Annotated in this window: 18 protein-coding genes; 5 read left to right on the top strand and 13 right to left on the bottom strand. The window is 71.9% G+C overall.

Features of this window, described 5'->3' with window-relative positions; genetic code table 11:
• From CLV30_RS22840 to CLV30_RS27645, 5 genes are all read right to left on the bottom strand, one after another.
• The coding region (locus CLV30_RS22840; protein ID WP_146154806.1) for a hypothetical protein at window positions 1-261 on the bottom strand (261 nt) is incomplete at its 3' end.
• Between the two features lie 253 nt (window positions 262-514).
• On the bottom strand, window positions 515-955 hold the full coding sequence (locus CLV30_RS22835; protein ID WP_106539551.1) for a GNAT family N-acetyltransferase: 441 nt from the start codon (window positions 953-955) through the stop codon (window positions 515-517).
• A gap of 9 nt (window positions 956-964) precedes the next feature.
• On the bottom strand, window positions 965-1,399 hold the full coding sequence (locus CLV30_RS22830; protein WP_106539550.1) for a DUF5946 family protein: 435 nt from the start codon (window positions 1,397-1,399) through the stop codon (window positions 965-967).
• Entirely contained in the window at window positions 1,396-1,815 is a 420-nt protein-coding gene (msrB, locus tag CLV30_RS22825; RefSeq protein ID WP_106539549.1) for a peptide-methionine (R)-S-oxide reductase MsrB, read from the bottom strand. The genes CLV30_RS22830 and msrB overlap by 4 nt, the downstream gene beginning before the upstream one ends.
• Window positions 1,816-1,858: 43 nt before the next feature.
• Entirely contained in the window at window positions 1,859-2,200 is a 342-nt protein-coding gene (locus CLV30_RS27645) for a GntR family transcriptional regulator (protein ID WP_106539548.1), read from the bottom strand.
• 63 nt (window positions 2,201-2,263) lie between these two features.
• Between CLV30_RS27645 and CLV30_RS26695 the strand changes: the two genes are divergently transcribed.
• Window positions 2,264-2,425 (top strand): hypothetical protein, encoded by a 162-nt coding sequence (locus tag CLV30_RS26695; RefSeq protein WP_165358591.1) that lies wholly within the window; start codon window positions 2,264-2,266, stop codon window positions 2,423-2,425.
• Window positions 2,426-2,440: 15 nt separating this feature from the next.
• Here CLV30_RS26695 and ligD read toward each other — a convergent pair whose 3' ends face one another.
• Both ligD and CLV30_RS22810 read right to left on the bottom strand, forming a co-directional pair.
• Entirely contained in the window at window positions 2,441-3,487 is a 1,047-nt protein-coding gene (gene ligD / locus CLV30_RS22815) for a non-homologous end-joining DNA ligase (RefSeq protein WP_106539547.1), read from the bottom strand.
• A complete protein-coding gene (locus tag CLV30_RS22810; protein WP_106539546.1) occupies window positions 3,484-4,044 on the bottom strand; it encodes a hypothetical protein in 561 nt (186 codons plus the stop codon). Before CLV30_RS22810 ends, ligD begins: the two co-directional genes overlap by 4 nt.
• 67 nt (window positions 4,045-4,111) lie before the next feature.
• Between CLV30_RS22810 and CLV30_RS22805 the strand changes: the two genes are divergently transcribed.
• Window positions 4,112-5,179, top strand: a complete 1,068-nt coding sequence (locus CLV30_RS22805; RefSeq protein WP_106539545.1) for an ATP-dependent DNA ligase — start codon at window positions 4,112-4,114, stop codon at window positions 5,177-5,179.
• On the opposite strand, the gene CLV30_RS22800 is transcribed toward CLV30_RS22805, so the two are convergent.
• Both CLV30_RS22800 and CLV30_RS22795 read right to left on the bottom strand, forming a co-directional pair.
• Window positions 5,176-6,048: a GNAT family N-acetyltransferase gene (locus CLV30_RS22800; protein WP_106539544.1), complete on the bottom strand. Its 873-nt coding sequence runs from the start codon at window positions 6,046-6,048 to the stop codon at window positions 5,176-5,178. The two genes, CLV30_RS22805 and CLV30_RS22800, sit on opposite strands and share 4 nt — an antisense overlap.
• A 90-nt stretch (window positions 6,049-6,138) precedes the next feature.
• Window positions 6,139-6,909 (bottom strand): pyrimidine reductase family protein, encoded by a 771-nt coding sequence (locus CLV30_RS22795; protein WP_106539559.1) that lies wholly within the window; start codon window positions 6,907-6,909, stop codon window positions 6,139-6,141.
• 36 nt (window positions 6,910-6,945) lie between these two features.
• On the opposite strand from CLV30_RS22795, the gene zapE reads away from it, so the two are divergent.
• Together zapE and CLV30_RS22785 are read left to right on the top strand one after the other, a co-directional pair.
• Entirely contained in the window at window positions 6,946-7,977 is a 1,032-nt protein-coding gene (gene zapE / locus CLV30_RS22790; RefSeq protein ID WP_106539543.1) for a cell division protein ZapE, read from the top strand.
• Between the two features lie 89 nt (window positions 7,978-8,066).
• The gene (locus CLV30_RS22785; protein ID WP_106539542.1) at window positions 8,067-8,627 is read left to right on the top strand and encodes a DJ-1/PfpI family protein; all 561 of its coding nucleotides are present in this window, start codon (window positions 8,067-8,069) and stop codon (window positions 8,625-8,627) included.
• A gap of 7 nt (window positions 8,628-8,634) precedes the next feature.
• Here the strand turns inward: CLV30_RS22785 and CLV30_RS22780 are convergent, their stop codons facing one another.
• The gene (locus tag CLV30_RS22780) at window positions 8,635-10,908 is read right to left on the bottom strand and encodes a HelD family protein (protein WP_106539541.1); all 2,274 of its coding nucleotides are present in this window, start codon (window positions 10,906-10,908) and stop codon (window positions 8,635-8,637) included.
• 94 nt (window positions 10,909-11,002) lie between these two features.
• Here CLV30_RS22780 and CLV30_RS22775 point away from each other — a divergent pair, with 94 nt between their 5' ends.
• A complete protein-coding gene (locus CLV30_RS22775; protein WP_205740777.1) occupies window positions 11,003-11,869 on the top strand; it encodes a PPK2 family polyphosphate kinase in 867 nt (288 codons plus the stop codon).
• 12 nt (window positions 11,870-11,881) lie between these two features.
• Here CLV30_RS22775 and CLV30_RS22770 read toward each other — a convergent pair whose 3' ends face one another.
• Genes CLV30_RS22770 through CLV30_RS22760 form a run of 3 tightly spaced genes read right to left on the bottom strand, consistent with a single transcriptional unit; the run spans window position 11,882 to window position 14,499 of the window.
• On the bottom strand, window positions 11,882-12,688 hold the full coding sequence (locus CLV30_RS22770) for an IclR family transcriptional regulator (protein ID WP_106539540.1): 807 nt from the start codon (window positions 12,686-12,688) through the stop codon (window positions 11,882-11,884).
• Between the two features lie 26 nt (window positions 12,689-12,714).
• Window positions 12,715-13,728, bottom strand: coding sequence for an electron transfer flavoprotein subunit alpha/FixB family protein (locus tag CLV30_RS22765; RefSeq protein WP_106539539.1), 1,014 nt, complete (start codon window positions 13,726-13,728; stop codon window positions 12,715-12,717).
• Window positions 13,729-14,499 (bottom strand): electron transfer flavoprotein subunit beta/FixA family protein, encoded by a 771-nt coding sequence (locus tag CLV30_RS22760; RefSeq protein ID WP_106539557.1) that lies wholly within the window; start codon window positions 14,497-14,499, stop codon window positions 13,729-13,731.
• Between the last annotated feature and the right edge of the window lie 3 nt (window positions 14,500-14,502).

The raw sequence follows: 14,502 nt of genomic DNA, 5'->3' as shown, positions 1-14,502 counted from the left end.
GTGCTCGTGCACCACGTCGACCGGGCAGCTACAGCGCGCGTACTCCGGGCGCTCACACAACTCGGCCAGCGCATCCACCTGAACCGCCTCGACGTGGGCCTTGAGGCGTTCCTGCGCCTGCAGCACCAGCACCAGCTCGTGCGCGGACAGCGCCTCGACGTCGAGCCCGGCCAGCAGCGCCGCCAACTCCGGCCCGCGCGCCCGCCCCAGAAGCGTCGCGAGCGTCCCGTCGGCCGGCGTCTGCGTGTCGTCGTCGCTCACGTTCACCCCTGTCCGCCCGAAGACCGTGCCTACGCACCCCATTCAACCGGACACGCGTTCGAATTCATATGGCCAAGCAGCCTGAACATTCAGGGCAACTGGTTGCCCCGAATCGGGCAACCCACCGGCTACCTCGGGGCAATCACGCCGTGCTTGACCGACTCCGCCGTGTACCGGTGACGCGGTGACGTAGGGCCCGGGAGACCGGTACTGGCCATGCGTCAGCCTTACGTCCGGCCGGCGCGCCCTGGGCTCAGCCCCGTGCCATCGGTACGTGCGGGATGCGGCCGTCCAGGTAGTCGGGCCCGGATCGGACGAAGCCGTACCGTGCGTAGAAGTCCGCCAGGTGGGCCTGCGCGCCGAGCACGCAGCGACGGTCGCCGACCAGGCGCAACGCCTCGTCCATCAGCGCCCCGGCCAGGCCGCGGCCGCGTTCGTCGGCGGCGACGACCACCCGGCCGACGCGTGCGGACCCGTCGGGTTCGTCGAGCAGGCGCAGGTACGCCACCGGCCGGTCCCGGCGGGCGAGCCAGACATGCAACGCGGCCGGTTCGGTGTCGCGGCCGTCGAGCTCCGGGTACGGATCGGCCTGTTCGACCACGAACACGTCGGTGCGCAGGCGGAGCAACGCGTACAGGGTGCCGGCGTCGAGCTCGGCGAAGCTCGCGGTGTGGGTGGTGAGGTCGGTGTCCACGCGGGAAGCCTACGATTTCCGGTCGACCAGGCAGCCGTAGATGTCGCGCACCCAGCGGTCGACGCGGTCGGCGTGTCCGTCGGCGGGGAAGTCCCGGTCCGGGCCGGCGACGTCGGCGATGGTGACGGTGAACGGGTGTGGCATCCGTGCCACCGGCGGCAGCCCGGCCACGACCGGTAACCCGCGGCCCGCTGCGCCGGTCCACATCCGGCTCGCCGACTCCAGTCCGTGGGTGACGTAGACGTGCAGACTGGTCAGCCACGCGTTCGGGTCGGTGGCGGCGAACCTGCCCGGATGCTGCAACGCGAACGCCGGCACGGTGACCCCGTGCAGCGGTCCCCACGGCTCACCGCGGCCGAACTCGAGCGCGAGCAGCTGGTCGAACAGCGCCCGGCACCGATCGGTGCCACCCGGCCCTCCACACTGGGGACACGCCGAGGTCACGAGGCGTCCGGTGCGGCGTCCCGTCGCCGAAGTGCGATGCCGTTGATGCAGTAGCGCTGGTCGGTCGGGGTCGCGAACCCTTCACCGGTGAAGACGTGGCCGAGGTGCGAACCGCAGCGGGCGCACCTGACCTCGGTGCGCACGCTGCCGAGACTGCGATCTTCGACGTACTCGACGCGGTCCTCGGCCAGTGGTGCGTAGAACGCCGGCCACCCGCACTGTGCGTCGAACTTCGTCGCCGTCTCGAACAGTTCCGCGCCGCAGCCGCGGCACGAGTACACGTACGGCCGGTCGTCGGCGTGCTCGAGCGGGCTGGACCCCGGGCGTTCGGTCCCTGCTTCACGCAGGACGTGGTACTCCTCGGCGGACAGTGAGGCGCGCCACTCGGCCTCGTCCTTATCGACCTCATACGACATGAGTACGACGGTAGTCGCTCGCCGCTGGCGGCGCGGCAGCGCGTCACGATCGGCTGGCGAGGATCCCGGCGAGTTCGCCGCGGCTGACGCCGAGCCTGGCCGCTTCGGCGAGCAGCTCGTCGACGAGGTCGTAGAGGCGTGCGCGGTCGGCGCCCTTCCGCACGGTCGCTCCGCGGCCGCGCCGGAGCTCGACGAGGTCCTCGGCCGACAGCTCCCGGTACGCCCGCAGAACCGTGTTGATGTTGACGTCGAGCTGGCTTGCCAGCTCCCGCGCCGCGGGAAGCCGCGCGCCGGGCGGGAGGTCACCATCGGCGACGGCACGCCGCACGGCGGCGGCGATCCGCTCGTGCAACGGCCCGTGTGCGGCCGGATCAAGATGCACCATAACGGTTTCCACACTAGCAGCAAAGTGCTAGTATAGCTATTTCATTTAATGAAAGGGGGTGCCATGAGCGAGCAGACGATCGCGATGGCCTTCGCCGGTTTCGCGGTCCTGGCGACCCTGGTCAGCTGGGTGTTCTATCTCGTGGTCGGCAAATCCTTGTGGGACATGCGCAAGTTCTTCCGAGGCAAGCCCGGCGACCGGGACCACAGCCGGGAGAACCAGTAGGCCCGCGCGACCTCGTCAGGTCACCTGGCGCTTGCGCGACGGCTGCACGCGCATCGGTTCGCCGGGCATCTTCGGGTAGTCCGGCGGGTAGGGCATGTCGCCGAGGCCGTGGTCGCGCTCGTCGCGGGCGGCCATCTCGAGCAAAGGCTCGATCGAGTACGCCTGTGCGCCGACCTTCGCGTGCGGGTCGCCGACCTCGGCGAAGCGTGCCGGCATCGTGGTGACGTCGAAGTCGTCCGGGCGGGCGTCGTCGACCTCGTCCCAGTGCAGCGGCGCCGAGACCGTCGCCCGCGGGTTCGGGCGCACCGAGTACGCCGAGGCGATGGTGCGGTCGCGTGCCATCTGGTTGAAGTCGATGAAGATCCGCTCGCCGCGTTCCTCCTTCCACCAGTCGACGGTCACCTGGTCCGGCATCCGCCGGGCCAGCTCACGCCCGAACGCGATGACCGCGCGCCGGGCCTGCACGAAGTCCCAGCGCGCCTCGATGGGGACGTAGAGGTGCAGGCCGCGGCCACCGGAGGTCTTGGGAAAGGCGTCCAGGTCGTGCTCGTGCAGCAGGGCCCGGGCCTCGTGCGCGACACGCACGGCGTCGGCGTAGTCGGTGCCCGGCTGCGGGTCGAGGTCGATGCGCAGTTGGTCCGGGTGGTCGACGTCGTCGCGGCGCACCGGCCACGGATGGAACGTCAGCGTGCCGAGGTTGGCCGCCCACGCGACCACCGCCACCTCGGTGGGGCACACCTCGTCGGCCGGCCGCCCGCTGGGAAACGTGATGGTCGCGGACTCGACCCACGCGGGCGCGCCCTTGGGAACGCGCTTCTGGTAGAAGGCGTCGCCGCGGCTGTCCTGCCGGGTGGACAGCTTGGCGCCCTCGAACACCCCGCCGGGCCAGCGCTCCAGGGTGGTCGGCCGGTCGCGTAGCGCCGCCAGGATGCCGTCACCGACGGCCAGGAAGTACTCGACGACGTCGCGCTTGGTGAGGCCGCGCTCGGGAAAGTAGACCTTGTCGGGGTTCGAGACCCGGACCTGGCGGGAACCGGCGTCGACCTCGATGGCTGCGCTCATGTCGAATTGTTCTCCGGGTGGCTGTCGTGGTCGCGGTGGGTCTCCTCGTGCTCCGTCTCCCAGTCCGGCTCGTTGCGGGCCAGTAGGTGCAGCACCGGAACCTGCAGCTTGCGACGGGCCCGGTTGGTCCAGTCGACATGGAACAGTTCGGCGATGACGTGCGGACGGGTGAGGATGATGACCTCGGCGGCGCCGCACTCCTGCACCAGCCCGGCGAGCCGGTCCAGCGGGTCGGTCGCGGTGATCTCGCCACCGGCATCGGCCTCGAGGTCGGTGAACGCCCGGACCGACTGTGCGAGCGCCTGCTTGCTGGCCTCGCGGATCTCCTCGTGAACTCGCTCGAGGTCGGCCTCGTCGACGTACATGGCGGCCGTGCCCATGACCTCGCTGGCCGCCAGCGAGCCGATGGTGGATTCGACGCGGCTGGCCGCGTCCTCGACGGGTATCAGGATGTGGTAACGCACCGGTTCAGGCGTGTCGCTGTGCAGCGCGATGATCTGGCGTGCGTCCCACTCGGCGACAGGTTCTTCGACGAGCACCACGACGATGTACGACATGGTCCACCTCCAGCTGTCGGGGCTCCATCTTGCCACCGAACCGGGGTGTATGGGCGAGGATGGTGGCATGGACCTGCCTGTGTCGCCACCCGTGTCGCCCATGCTCGCCCGCTCGGCCAAGACCATTCCGCCGGGGATGCACTACGAGGGCAAGTGGGACGGCTTCCGTTCGATCATCTTCCGCGACGGCGACGAGGTCGAGATCGGCAGCCGGAACGAGCGGCCGATGACGCGGTACTTCCCGGAGGTGGTCGAGGCGGTGCGCGCGAATCTGCCGCGCCGGTGCGTCGTCGACGGCGAGATCGTCGTCGTCACCGGCGACCGGCTGGATTTCGACCGGCTGCTCGACCGGATCCACCCCGCCGACTCGCGCGTGCGTGAGCTCGCGGAACGGACACCGGCGAGCTTCGTCGCGTTCGACCTGCTCGCCCTGGACGGCACCGATCACATGGGCGACACGTTCGAGCAGCGGCGGGCCACGCTGGAGACCGCACTGGCCGGCGCCGAACCGCCGGTGCACCTCACCCGGTCGACGACCGACCAGACGCTCGCGCAGGAATGGTTCGAGCAGTTCGAGGGCGCCGGGCTGGACGGCATCATCGCCAAGCGCCCCGACGGCACCTACCTGCCGGGGGAGCGCGCGCTGGTGAAGGTCAAGCACGACCGCACCGCCGACTGCGTCGTCGCCGGGTTCCGCTGGCACAAGAGCGGGGGCGTGGTGGGCTCGCTGCTGCTGGGCCTGTACGACGACGACGGCGTGCTGCACCACGTGGGCGTCAGCGCGTCGTTCACGATGAAGCGCCGCGCCGAGCTCGTCGACGAGCTGAGCGCGTACCGGATGGCCGACGACGTCGACGACCATCCGTGGGCCGAGTGGGCGAAGGCCGAGGCGCACGAGTCGGCGCGGTTGCCCGGGGCGCAGAGCCGGTGGAACGCCGGCAAGGACCTGTCCTGGGAGCCGCTGCGCCCCGAGCTGGTCATCGAGGTCGCTTACGACCACATGCAGGGCGACCGGTTCCGGCACACCGCGCACTTCCGCCGCTGGCGGCCGGACCGGGACCCGCGCAGCTGCACCTACGACCAGCTGTACGAGCCGGTCCGGTTCGACATCGCCGAGGTGCTCGGCTCGGCCTAGTGCGAGTCCGGGCGGTGGCGGTCCCGGACCTCGGGGAGTCGGCGGAAACCTGCCGACTCGTAGGTGGCCACGGCGCCGGCCATGGCGCTCGGGGTAGCGACGACCGCGCTCGACGAGCCCAGCTCCTGGAGCGCGGCCGCCGCGGCAACGGTGATGGCCGTGCCGTAGCCGCGGCCACGATGTTCCCGGTGCACGCCCATCGGCTCGACCAGCCCTGGCCTGCCCGCGCCGGCCGACCACACCGTCGCCGTCGCCACCGCGTCGCCCTGGTCGCCGTACGCGACCAGGCAGCGGGCCTCGGCGTACGGCACGCCGGCAGCCATCGCGTGCCAGCGCCCGTCGGTGAACGTCGACCCGTCGAACGACGCCCGCTGGACGGCGGCACGGACGTGCGCCAGGTCCGGTCCGATCACCTCGATCCGGGCATCCGGGGCGGTCATCGGCTCCGTGAGGTCACGGCGCAGCGGTGTCCACGATTCGCCTGCGATCCAGCCGGCCTCGGACAGCAGATCGTCGACCAGCGCACCCGCCGGCGCCTCGATGTCGGCCGTCCCCGGCGCCAGCACGCCGCGCTCCGGCTCGGCAACGTCGCCGACCAGCCGGCGCGCGAGCTCCTCGTCCCGACGGGCGTCCGGGACCATCGTCAGCCGCAACAGCGCGGGACCGTCCAGAAGCCCGACCGCGAGAATCCGTCCGTCCCGGCTCCAGGTCCGCACCGCGGCGGCCGTCGCCTCCGCGCCGAACCGCCAGAACCAGCCCAGATCTCCCGGATGCAGCTGCATCGGCGCACCGTCGTGCTGCCAGTCCCGCAGCACCTGCACCGCATGGCTCAGCTCGTCGACCACCGGTCTGTCCAATGTGATCGTCATACCCGGATCACACACCGCCGCGCTGCTGTCCTCAACGGGATTTCGGCCGGCACCGGCGGGACGACAGTGCGGGACTCGTCGCGCGGGCCGCTAGGCGTCGTCCGCGTTCGGCGCCAGCCAGCGCGACATCAGCGTGCCGCCGTCCTCGACGAGATGGGCGAGGCGCCAGTCGCCGGACAGTGGCTGCGGTGTCTCGAGCATCCGGGCCGAGCGGCCGCCGACGACCCGCGGGCTCAGCGTCAGGCACAGCTCGTCCAGGCACCCGTTCTCCACGATCCGGGCCAGCAGGTGCGGCCCGCCCTCGCACAGCACCCGGCGCAGACCGCGGTCGGCCAGCGCCCGCACCGCGGCGGGCACGTCGATGCTCGTGTCACCGGTGACGACGACGTCGGCGACCGCGGCCAGGGCCCGTCGCCGCTCTGCCGGGGCAGCGTCGACCGTGAGCACCACGGTGCGCTCACGGGCCGCGGTGAACAGGTCGGCCGCGGGGTCGAGGTCGAGGCTGCGGCTGACGACGGCGATCGGCGGTGCAGGCGGCTGACCGCCGGCGCGGCGGAGCTCGGCGTACGCGGCGCGCTCCTCGGCGGGCCCGTAGCGTTCGGTGCGTGCCGTACCGGCGCCGACCAGGACGACGTCGGCCAGCCCACGCAGCAGCGACAGGATACGCCGGTCGGGCGGGCTGGACACGGTCGCGGACCGGCCGTCGGCGCCCTGCACGGCGCCGTCGAGGCTCGAGACCATGTTCGCCCGGACCCACGCGCGCTCACCGGCGGCCGGTGGATACGCGTAGGCCGCCGCCAGTGCGTCGAGCTCGTCCAGGGACCGTGACGGGAGAGGGAAGATCTGCTGCACAAGGGGCATCACATCAGATCCTGCGCGGCATCGTACGCTGACCGCATGCCGCAGCGTCTCGTCGACCGCACGCCGCGGGTCCCGGCCGCGAGGCTGATCGCCGAGATGGTGCCGCCTCCGCGGTTCGCCGGCGTGAGCTTCGACAGCTACGTCCCGGACCCCGCGCAGCCGTCACAGGCCGACGCGGTCCGGGCGGGACGAGAGTTCGCCACGTCCGTGGGCATGGCGCCGCGACGGTCCCGGTGGCGCCGGCGCCGGCGCCGCGGGGAGCGTGACGGCGAACCGGGTCGTGGCCTGTACCTGGACGGCGGCTTCGGCGTGGGCAAGACCCATCTGCTCGCCTCCGCGTGGCACGCGGCGCCCGTTCCCGCCGACGCGAAGGCGTTCTGCACGTTCGTCGAGCTGACCAACCTGGTCGGGGCGCTGGGGTTCGGCCCGACGGTGGAGGCGCTCGCCGCGCACCGGCTGCTGTGCATCGACGAGTTCGAGCTGGACGATCCGGGTGACACCGTGCTCGTGTCCACGCTGCTGAGCCGGCTGACCGAGCAGGGGGTGCGGGTCGCGGCCACCAGCAACACGCTGCCGGGAAGGCTCGGGGAGGGGCGCTTCGCCGCGGAGGACTTCCTACGCGAGATCCAGCAGCTGGCCGAGCGGTTCGAGGTCCTGCGGGTCGACGGCGACGACTACCGGCACCGCGGGCTGGCCGAGGCTCCCGCCCCGGCGAGTGACGAGTCGGTGACAGCGGCCGCGGACACGCCAGGGGCGACGCTGGACGATTTCGACGCGCTGTGCGCGCATCTGGCCGAGGTCCACCCGTCGCGGTACGGGCCGCTGCTCGACGGTGTCACCCGGGTGCACCTGCGCGGCGTGCGCACCGTGGACGACCAGCACACCGCGTTGCGGCTGGTGGTGCTGGCCGACCGGCTGTACGACCGGGACGTGCCGGTGCTCGCCGGCGGCGTGGCGCTGGACCGGCTGTTCGCCGACGAGCTGCTGACCGGCGGCTACCGGAAGAAGTACTACCGCGCGGTGAGCCGCCTGGTGGCGCTGAGCCGCGACGGTGCCGCCGCGACGTGAACAGCTGGTGCCGGATCCGCCGTCGGGCTGGCGCGAGCCGTCGCTGCGGTCGAGACTGAGCGTGTACCCGTCGGACACGGAGGTCTGCCATGCCCAAGGTCGTGATCCTCGCCGGTGACGCCACCGAAGACCTGGAGTTCTTCTACCCGTACCAGCGCCTGCTCGAAGAGGGATACGAGGTCGACGTCGCCGCGCCGGAGGCGAAGAAGCTGCAGTTCGTCGTCCACGACTTCGTCGACGGCTTCGACACGTACACCGAGAAGCCGGGCCATTCGTGGCCGGCCGACCTGTCGTTCGCCGACGTGAACCCCGACGACTACGTCGCCCTGGTGGTGCCGGGCGGGCGCGCGCCCGAGTACCTCCGCAACGACCCGGACGCGCAGCGCATCGTCCGGCACTTCATGGACGGTGGGGCGCCGACGGCCGCGCTGTGCCACGGCCCGCTGCTGCTGGCTGCGGCGAAGACGCTGGACGGACGGCAGAGTGCAGCCTACCCCGCCCTCGCCGTGGACGTGGAGACCGCCGGCGGGCGGTTCGTCGACGGCGCGGGCGTCGTGGACGGCAACCTGGTGACCGGCCGCGCCTGGCCGGACCATCCGCAGTGGTTCGGCGCCTTCATGGACCAGCTGCGCAAGGTCGCGCCGGTGTGAGCACCGGTCACCGGCGCTCTACCGCGGCACCTTGCAGCATGTCCGGAAGGTCGCCGGTGTGCGCCAGGCCGAGACGCTGCGTCGGCCTGGTCAGGGCGACGTAGAGGTCGGTCGCGCCGTGCGAGGACTCGCGCAGCATCTCGGCGGGCTCGACGACCAGCACCGAGTCGAACTCGAGGCCCTTGACCTGGCCCACGGTCAGCACCGTGACCGTGGCGTCGAGGGCCTCCGGGTTCTCCACCCGCGACACCGTCGCCGGCACGTCCGCCGCGATCGCCGCGTGCAGCTCGTTCAGCCGCGCGGCGGGGACGATGACCGCCACCCGGCCGGATGCGACGGCGTCGGCCTCCTCGGTGGCGAGCTCGACCACCGCACCCGTGAGGCCGTCCGGTTCGACCCGCACGGCAGCAGGTGACCGCCCGGTCGACCGGACCGACTCCGGCGGCACCAGGTCCGGGTCGATGGCCCGCAGCGCACCCGCGGCGGCATCCATGACCTCGGTGGGCGTGCGGTAGTTGACGGTGAGGGTCTCCTGGCGCCACCGGCCGGGGACGAACGGCTCGAGGACCTGTCCCCAGGACCGGGCGCCGGCTGCCGCGCCGGTCTGCGCGATGTCACCGACCACGGTCATCGACCGGCCGGGAGCACGGCGCATGACCATCCGCCACGCCATCGGTGACAGCTCCTGCGCCTCGTCGACGATGACGTGCCCGTAGCTCCACTCACGGTCGGCGGAGGCCCGGTCGACCACGCTGCGGTGCGTCGGTGAGCCGCGGTAGCGCTCGGCCACCAGCGCGGGATCGACCGGGACGTCGAGGTCCAGCTGGTCCAGCAGCTCCTGGGCGTAGCGGACCTCCGCCTCCTCGCGTTCGCGCTCCGCGCGCGCCGCCGCGTCCGGGTCGTCGACCGGGCCGAGCGCCTCGGCGGCCTCGTCGAGCAACGGCACGTCCGCGGGCGTCCACGCGGCGTCGTCGCGGGCCAGCAGTTCCCGCTCGGCCGGGTCCAGCCGGCGTGCCGCGGCCGCGAGACGCTTCGGGTCGGCGAACAGATCCGCCACGAGCTGCTGCGGCGTCAGGCTCGGCCACAGCTCGTCCATCACGGCGGCGACGTCCGGCTCGGACTGCAGCTCACCGCGGAGCTCGGCGAGGTCCTCCTCGTCGATGACCTCGCCCAGCCGGCGGGCGTGCTGTTCGGCGAGTTCGTCGAGCAGCGTGCGGACGAAGACCCGCCGCGCGGCGTTGTGCGGCCGGCGCGAGCGCCGCGCCTTCGTGCGTGCGGACCGGCAGGTGGCGGCGTCGAGCACCAGCTCGGTGCGGTCGACACGCAGCACTTGCTCCTCGCGGGGCACACGCTGCCGGTCGCGCACGGCGGTGGCGATCACCTCGGCCATCCGCGGGTCCCCCTTGACGACGGCCGTCTCGTCCGGCTCGGCCCCGGTGGGCTCGACACCGGGGACGAGCTGCCCGACCGTCGACAGCACCACGCCGGTCTCGCCAAGTGACGGCAGCACCTGGTCGATGTAGTGCAGGAACGTACGGTTCGGCCCCACGACGAGCACGCCCTTCTCGGACAGCCGGTCGCGGTGCGTGTACAGCAGATACGCCGCGCGGTGCAGTGCGGCGACCGTCTTGCCGGTTCCGGGACCGCCCTGCACCACCAGCACGCCGGCCAGCGGCGAGCGGATGATGCGGTCCTGCTCGGCCTGGATCGTCGCGACGATGTCGGACATCCGGCCGGTGCGGTTCGCGGTGAGCGAGGCCAACAGCGCCGCCTCGCCGCGCAACGTGCCGGCGCTGCCGGCCGGCAGCGCGTCCTGGTCGAACACCTCGTCGTCGACGGCGAGGACCTCGCGGCGGCGGGTCTGGATGTGCCGGCGACGGACCAGGTCGCCCGGTGCCGCCGCGGTCGCGCGGTAGAACGGTTCGGCCGCCGGAGCACGCCAGTCGACGAGCATGGTCTCGTAGTCGTCGTCGGACAGGCCGATCCTGCCGATGTAGGACGTCGCCCGGCCGTCGAAGTCCAGCCGGCCGAAGCACAGCCCGCGGTCGACCGTCCCGAGGCGCTCCAGCCGTTCGACGTCGCGGGCGACGAAGGCCTCGCGGTCCCAGACCGCCTGGTGCGTGCCGCCGCGCTGCTTGTACAGCTCCGCCAGCCGGGCGGCGGTCCGTTCCCGCAGCAGATCGAGCCGTTCGTACAGGCGGGAAATGTACGGCTGCTCCGCGCGAACCGCGTCGTCCTGGGCCCCCGCGGGGCGATTTGACAGCGTGACGTCAGTATCCATAACTTGGAAGAAGATCTCCTCGTCCGGCCATTTCGGCGGTTTTCGAATCGCTCAGTTTAGCGAATTCGCCGCGAGCATCACCGAGAGGAGTCGGGTGCCGAAGAAGGCGACGAACCCGGCGGAGAAGCGCACCTGGTCGCAGCTGCTGCGCGTCGATCCGGACCACCTCGAGCTGAGCGCGCTCGACACGCGTGCCACACCGGGGTTCGACGGCGGCAAATCCGACGGGCGCGCGGCGCTGCAGGCGCTGGAACCGGCCATCGACGAGCTGCAGGAGCGCCTCTACGCGCACGGACGCACCGGCGGACACCGCAGGCTGTTGCTGGTGCTGCAGGGCATGGACACCTCCGGCAAGGGCGGCACCATGCGCAAGACGGTGGGGCTGATGGATCCGCAGGGCGTCAGCATCCGGGCGTTCGGGGCGCCGACGCCCGAGGAGCGCCGCCGCGGTTTCCTGTGGCGCATCCGGCAGGCGCTGCCGCGGCCCGGCCAGGTGGGCGTGTTCGACCGCAGCCATTACGAGGACGTGCTCGCCGCGCGTGTGCGCAAGCTGTCCACCCCTGACGTCATCGAGCGACGGTATGCCGCGATCAACGCGTTCGAGGCCGAACTCGTCGAGTCCGGCTGCTCGGTGCTCAAAGTCATGTTGCACATTTCTCGCGCGGAACAGAAGGAACGGCTCGGCGAACGGCTCGAGAACCCGGAGAAACACTGGAAGTACGCACCGAGCGACCTCGCCGACCGCGCGTTGTGGGACGAGTACCAGCACGCCTACGAGCTGGCGTTGAGCCGTTGTCACACCGACGCCGCGCCGTGGCACGTCGTGCCGGCCGATCGCAAGTGGTACCGCAACCTGGCGGTGGCGCACCTGGTGGTCGACCGGCTGCGGGCCATGGACCTGGACTGGCCGCCCGCCGACTTCGACGTCGCCGCCGAGCGGGCGAAGCTGCGGGCGTCGTAGCCCGCGGCGTCGTCAGTTCTCCCGGGCGATGTCCGCGGACAGCTGCGCGTAGCCGAACCCGGTCGAGGCCCGGTCGGCGGCTTCGCGCACGATCGGTGCCAGCGCTTTGAGCTGCTCGTGGTCGAGGCGGTACGACGGGCCGGAGATGCCGATGGCGGCCACGACGGTGCCGTCGACCGCGCACACCGGCGCCGCGGCTGCGCTGAGTCCCTCCTCGAACTCCTCGTAGCTCGACGCGAACCCGTCGAGGCGGACCCGGTCGATCTCGTCGCGCAGCGCGGCCGGGTCGGTGATGGTGTACTCGGTGAATCCGGTGTGCGGGCCGGCCATGATCTCGGCCTGCTTGTCCTCGGGCAGGTACGCCAGGAAGACCTTGCCCGGCGACGTGCAGTGCAGCGGTGTGCGCCGGCCCAGCCAGCTACGGCTCGCGACCGTGGACGTGGACATGATCTGGTCGATCGTGACCGATTCGAAATCTTCCAGCACCGACAACGTCACGGTTTCCTCGGTCTGACCGGCCAGCCAGGTGCACCCCGGCTGTGCCTGCCGGGTGACGTCCGGGCCCACCGTGACCGAGTTGGCCAGGTGCACCAGGCCGAACCCCAGGCGGTACTTGCCGCTCTCGATGTGCTGCTCGACCAACCCCCTGCTCTCCAACGTGTTGAGCAGGCGAAACGCCGTCGACTTGTGGACACCGAGCTCGTTGCCCACGTCGGTGGCCCCCGACCATTCGTTGCCGGCGAGAAACTCCAGGATCGCTATGGCGCGCTCGACCGACTGCACGTGGCCGGGCGCGCGGGCGTTGTTGTCGGGGTCCACATCTGGCGAGTGTACCGACCCGATGGTCACGTCAACGCCGGTCGACGTCCGGTGGAGGCCCCCGCGCGACGCCGGACGGCGGCGATGACGGCCGGGAGAACGTCCTGGACGTCGCCGATGACCGCGTACGTCGCGCGGGTGACCATCGGCGCCTCGGGATCTGTGTTGATCGCGAGGATGGCCTTGGCGTTCATGCAGCCGACCCAGTGCTGCGTCGCTCCACTGATGCCGCACGCGATGTACAGGTCCGGCGCGATCCTGGTGCCGGTCTGCCCGACCTGGTCGCTGTGTGGGCGCCAGCCGTTGTTGGTCGCCACACGCGAACAGCCGACCGCGCCGCCGACCAGCTCGGCCAGCTCCTCGAGGGGGGCGAACCCTTCGGCGCTGGCCACGCCACGACCGCCGGAGACCACCACCGGTGCCGTGGCCAACGTCACGCCGGTGGTGTGCCCGGCCCGCTCGACGACCCTGCTGTACGCGAAGTCCGCGGGCAGCTCCGGCGTGAAGACCTCCACCGGCAGCTCGTGCGAGTCGGCGGCCGACGGCGCCGTGGCGACCTCGACCCCCGCGGCCAGCGAGAGCATCTTCACCGAAGCCGTCAGATCGGCGTCCTCGTACAGCAGCCCGCCCACGCGGGCGCGGGTGAGCTGCCATGCCGGCGATGTGCCGGTTCCGCCGTCGACAGCCACGCAGTTCGCGGCGAACGGCAGCCCTGCCCGGGCGGCGGCCTGGGCCATCAGCTCGTTGCCGCGGTCGGTGCCGGCGGCGACGACCCCGTCCGGGCGCAACTGCCCGACCAGCTGGGCCAGCGACTCACCCCACGTCTCCGGCGAGTAGTCGTCCAGCAGGTCGTGCTCGAGGACATGCAACCGCGCGACCCCGGCTGTGACCAATCGGGGACGCAGCAGCTCGGCGCCCGGGCCGAACGCCACCGCCTCGGCCGAGCCGGTGCCGCCCACCTGGGCGGCCACGGCCACGGCCTGCAGCGACCCGGCCGTCGGGACACCACCGTCGTGCTCGACGATCGCCAGCACGGTCATCTACACCACCCCCAGCTCTTCGAGCACGTCCGCGACCGCGTCCGCGGCCTCGGGGCCGGTGCCCAACATCACGGTCTGCGAACCCTGCTCGGCCGGCCGACGCAGTCCGCGCTTGCGCAGCCCGCCGGGCTCCAGCTGCACCTCGACGGTGTCCAGCCGCGCCTTCATGGCGCGCAACCGGCCGCGCATGCTCGGGTAGCGCGGCAGGTTGAGGCCCTCGGCGACGGCGACGGCCGCGGGCAGCGGTGTCCGGTACACCTCGATGCCGCCGGCGGCGTCGCGGCGCAGGTCCAGGGTTCCGGCCGCCTCGTCGATCTGGATGCCCTTGACGCCGCCGACCATCGGCAGCTCCAGAGCGCACGCCACCCGGATGCCGACCTGGTAGTGGCTCGCGTCGGCCGACTCGTTGCCGAACAGCAGCATGTCGAACCGGGAGCCGCCGGACTCGAGCTGCCGGATCGCCTGGGTCAGCGCCGAAGCGGTCTGCTCGGCGTCGAGCTCCTCCGGCCCGGTGTCGATCAGCACGCCGCGGTCGGCGCCGAGCGACAGTGCGTAGCGCAGCTGCTCCTCGGCCTCCGGCGGGCCGGCGGTCAGCACCGTGACGCTGCCGCCGTGCGCGGTGACGATCTGCACCGCCTCCTCGACCGCGCACTCCTCGTGCGGGCCGATGGTGAAGCCGAGGTGCCGGGTGTCGACGTTCATGCCGTCGTCGGTCAGCAGGATCGTCGAGCCGGTGCCCGGGACCCGTTTCACGCAGACGCAGATGTCCATCGC

Origin of the sequence: Haloactinopolyspora alba (assembly GCF_003014555.1) — a bacterium.
In the GTDB taxonomy this organism is placed as follows: domain Bacteria; phylum Actinomycetota; class Actinomycetes; order Jiangellales; family Jiangellaceae; genus Haloactinopolyspora; species Haloactinopolyspora alba.
Note: the sequence above shows the minus strand (reverse complement) of the source record. Positions and strands in the feature narration are given on the sequence as shown.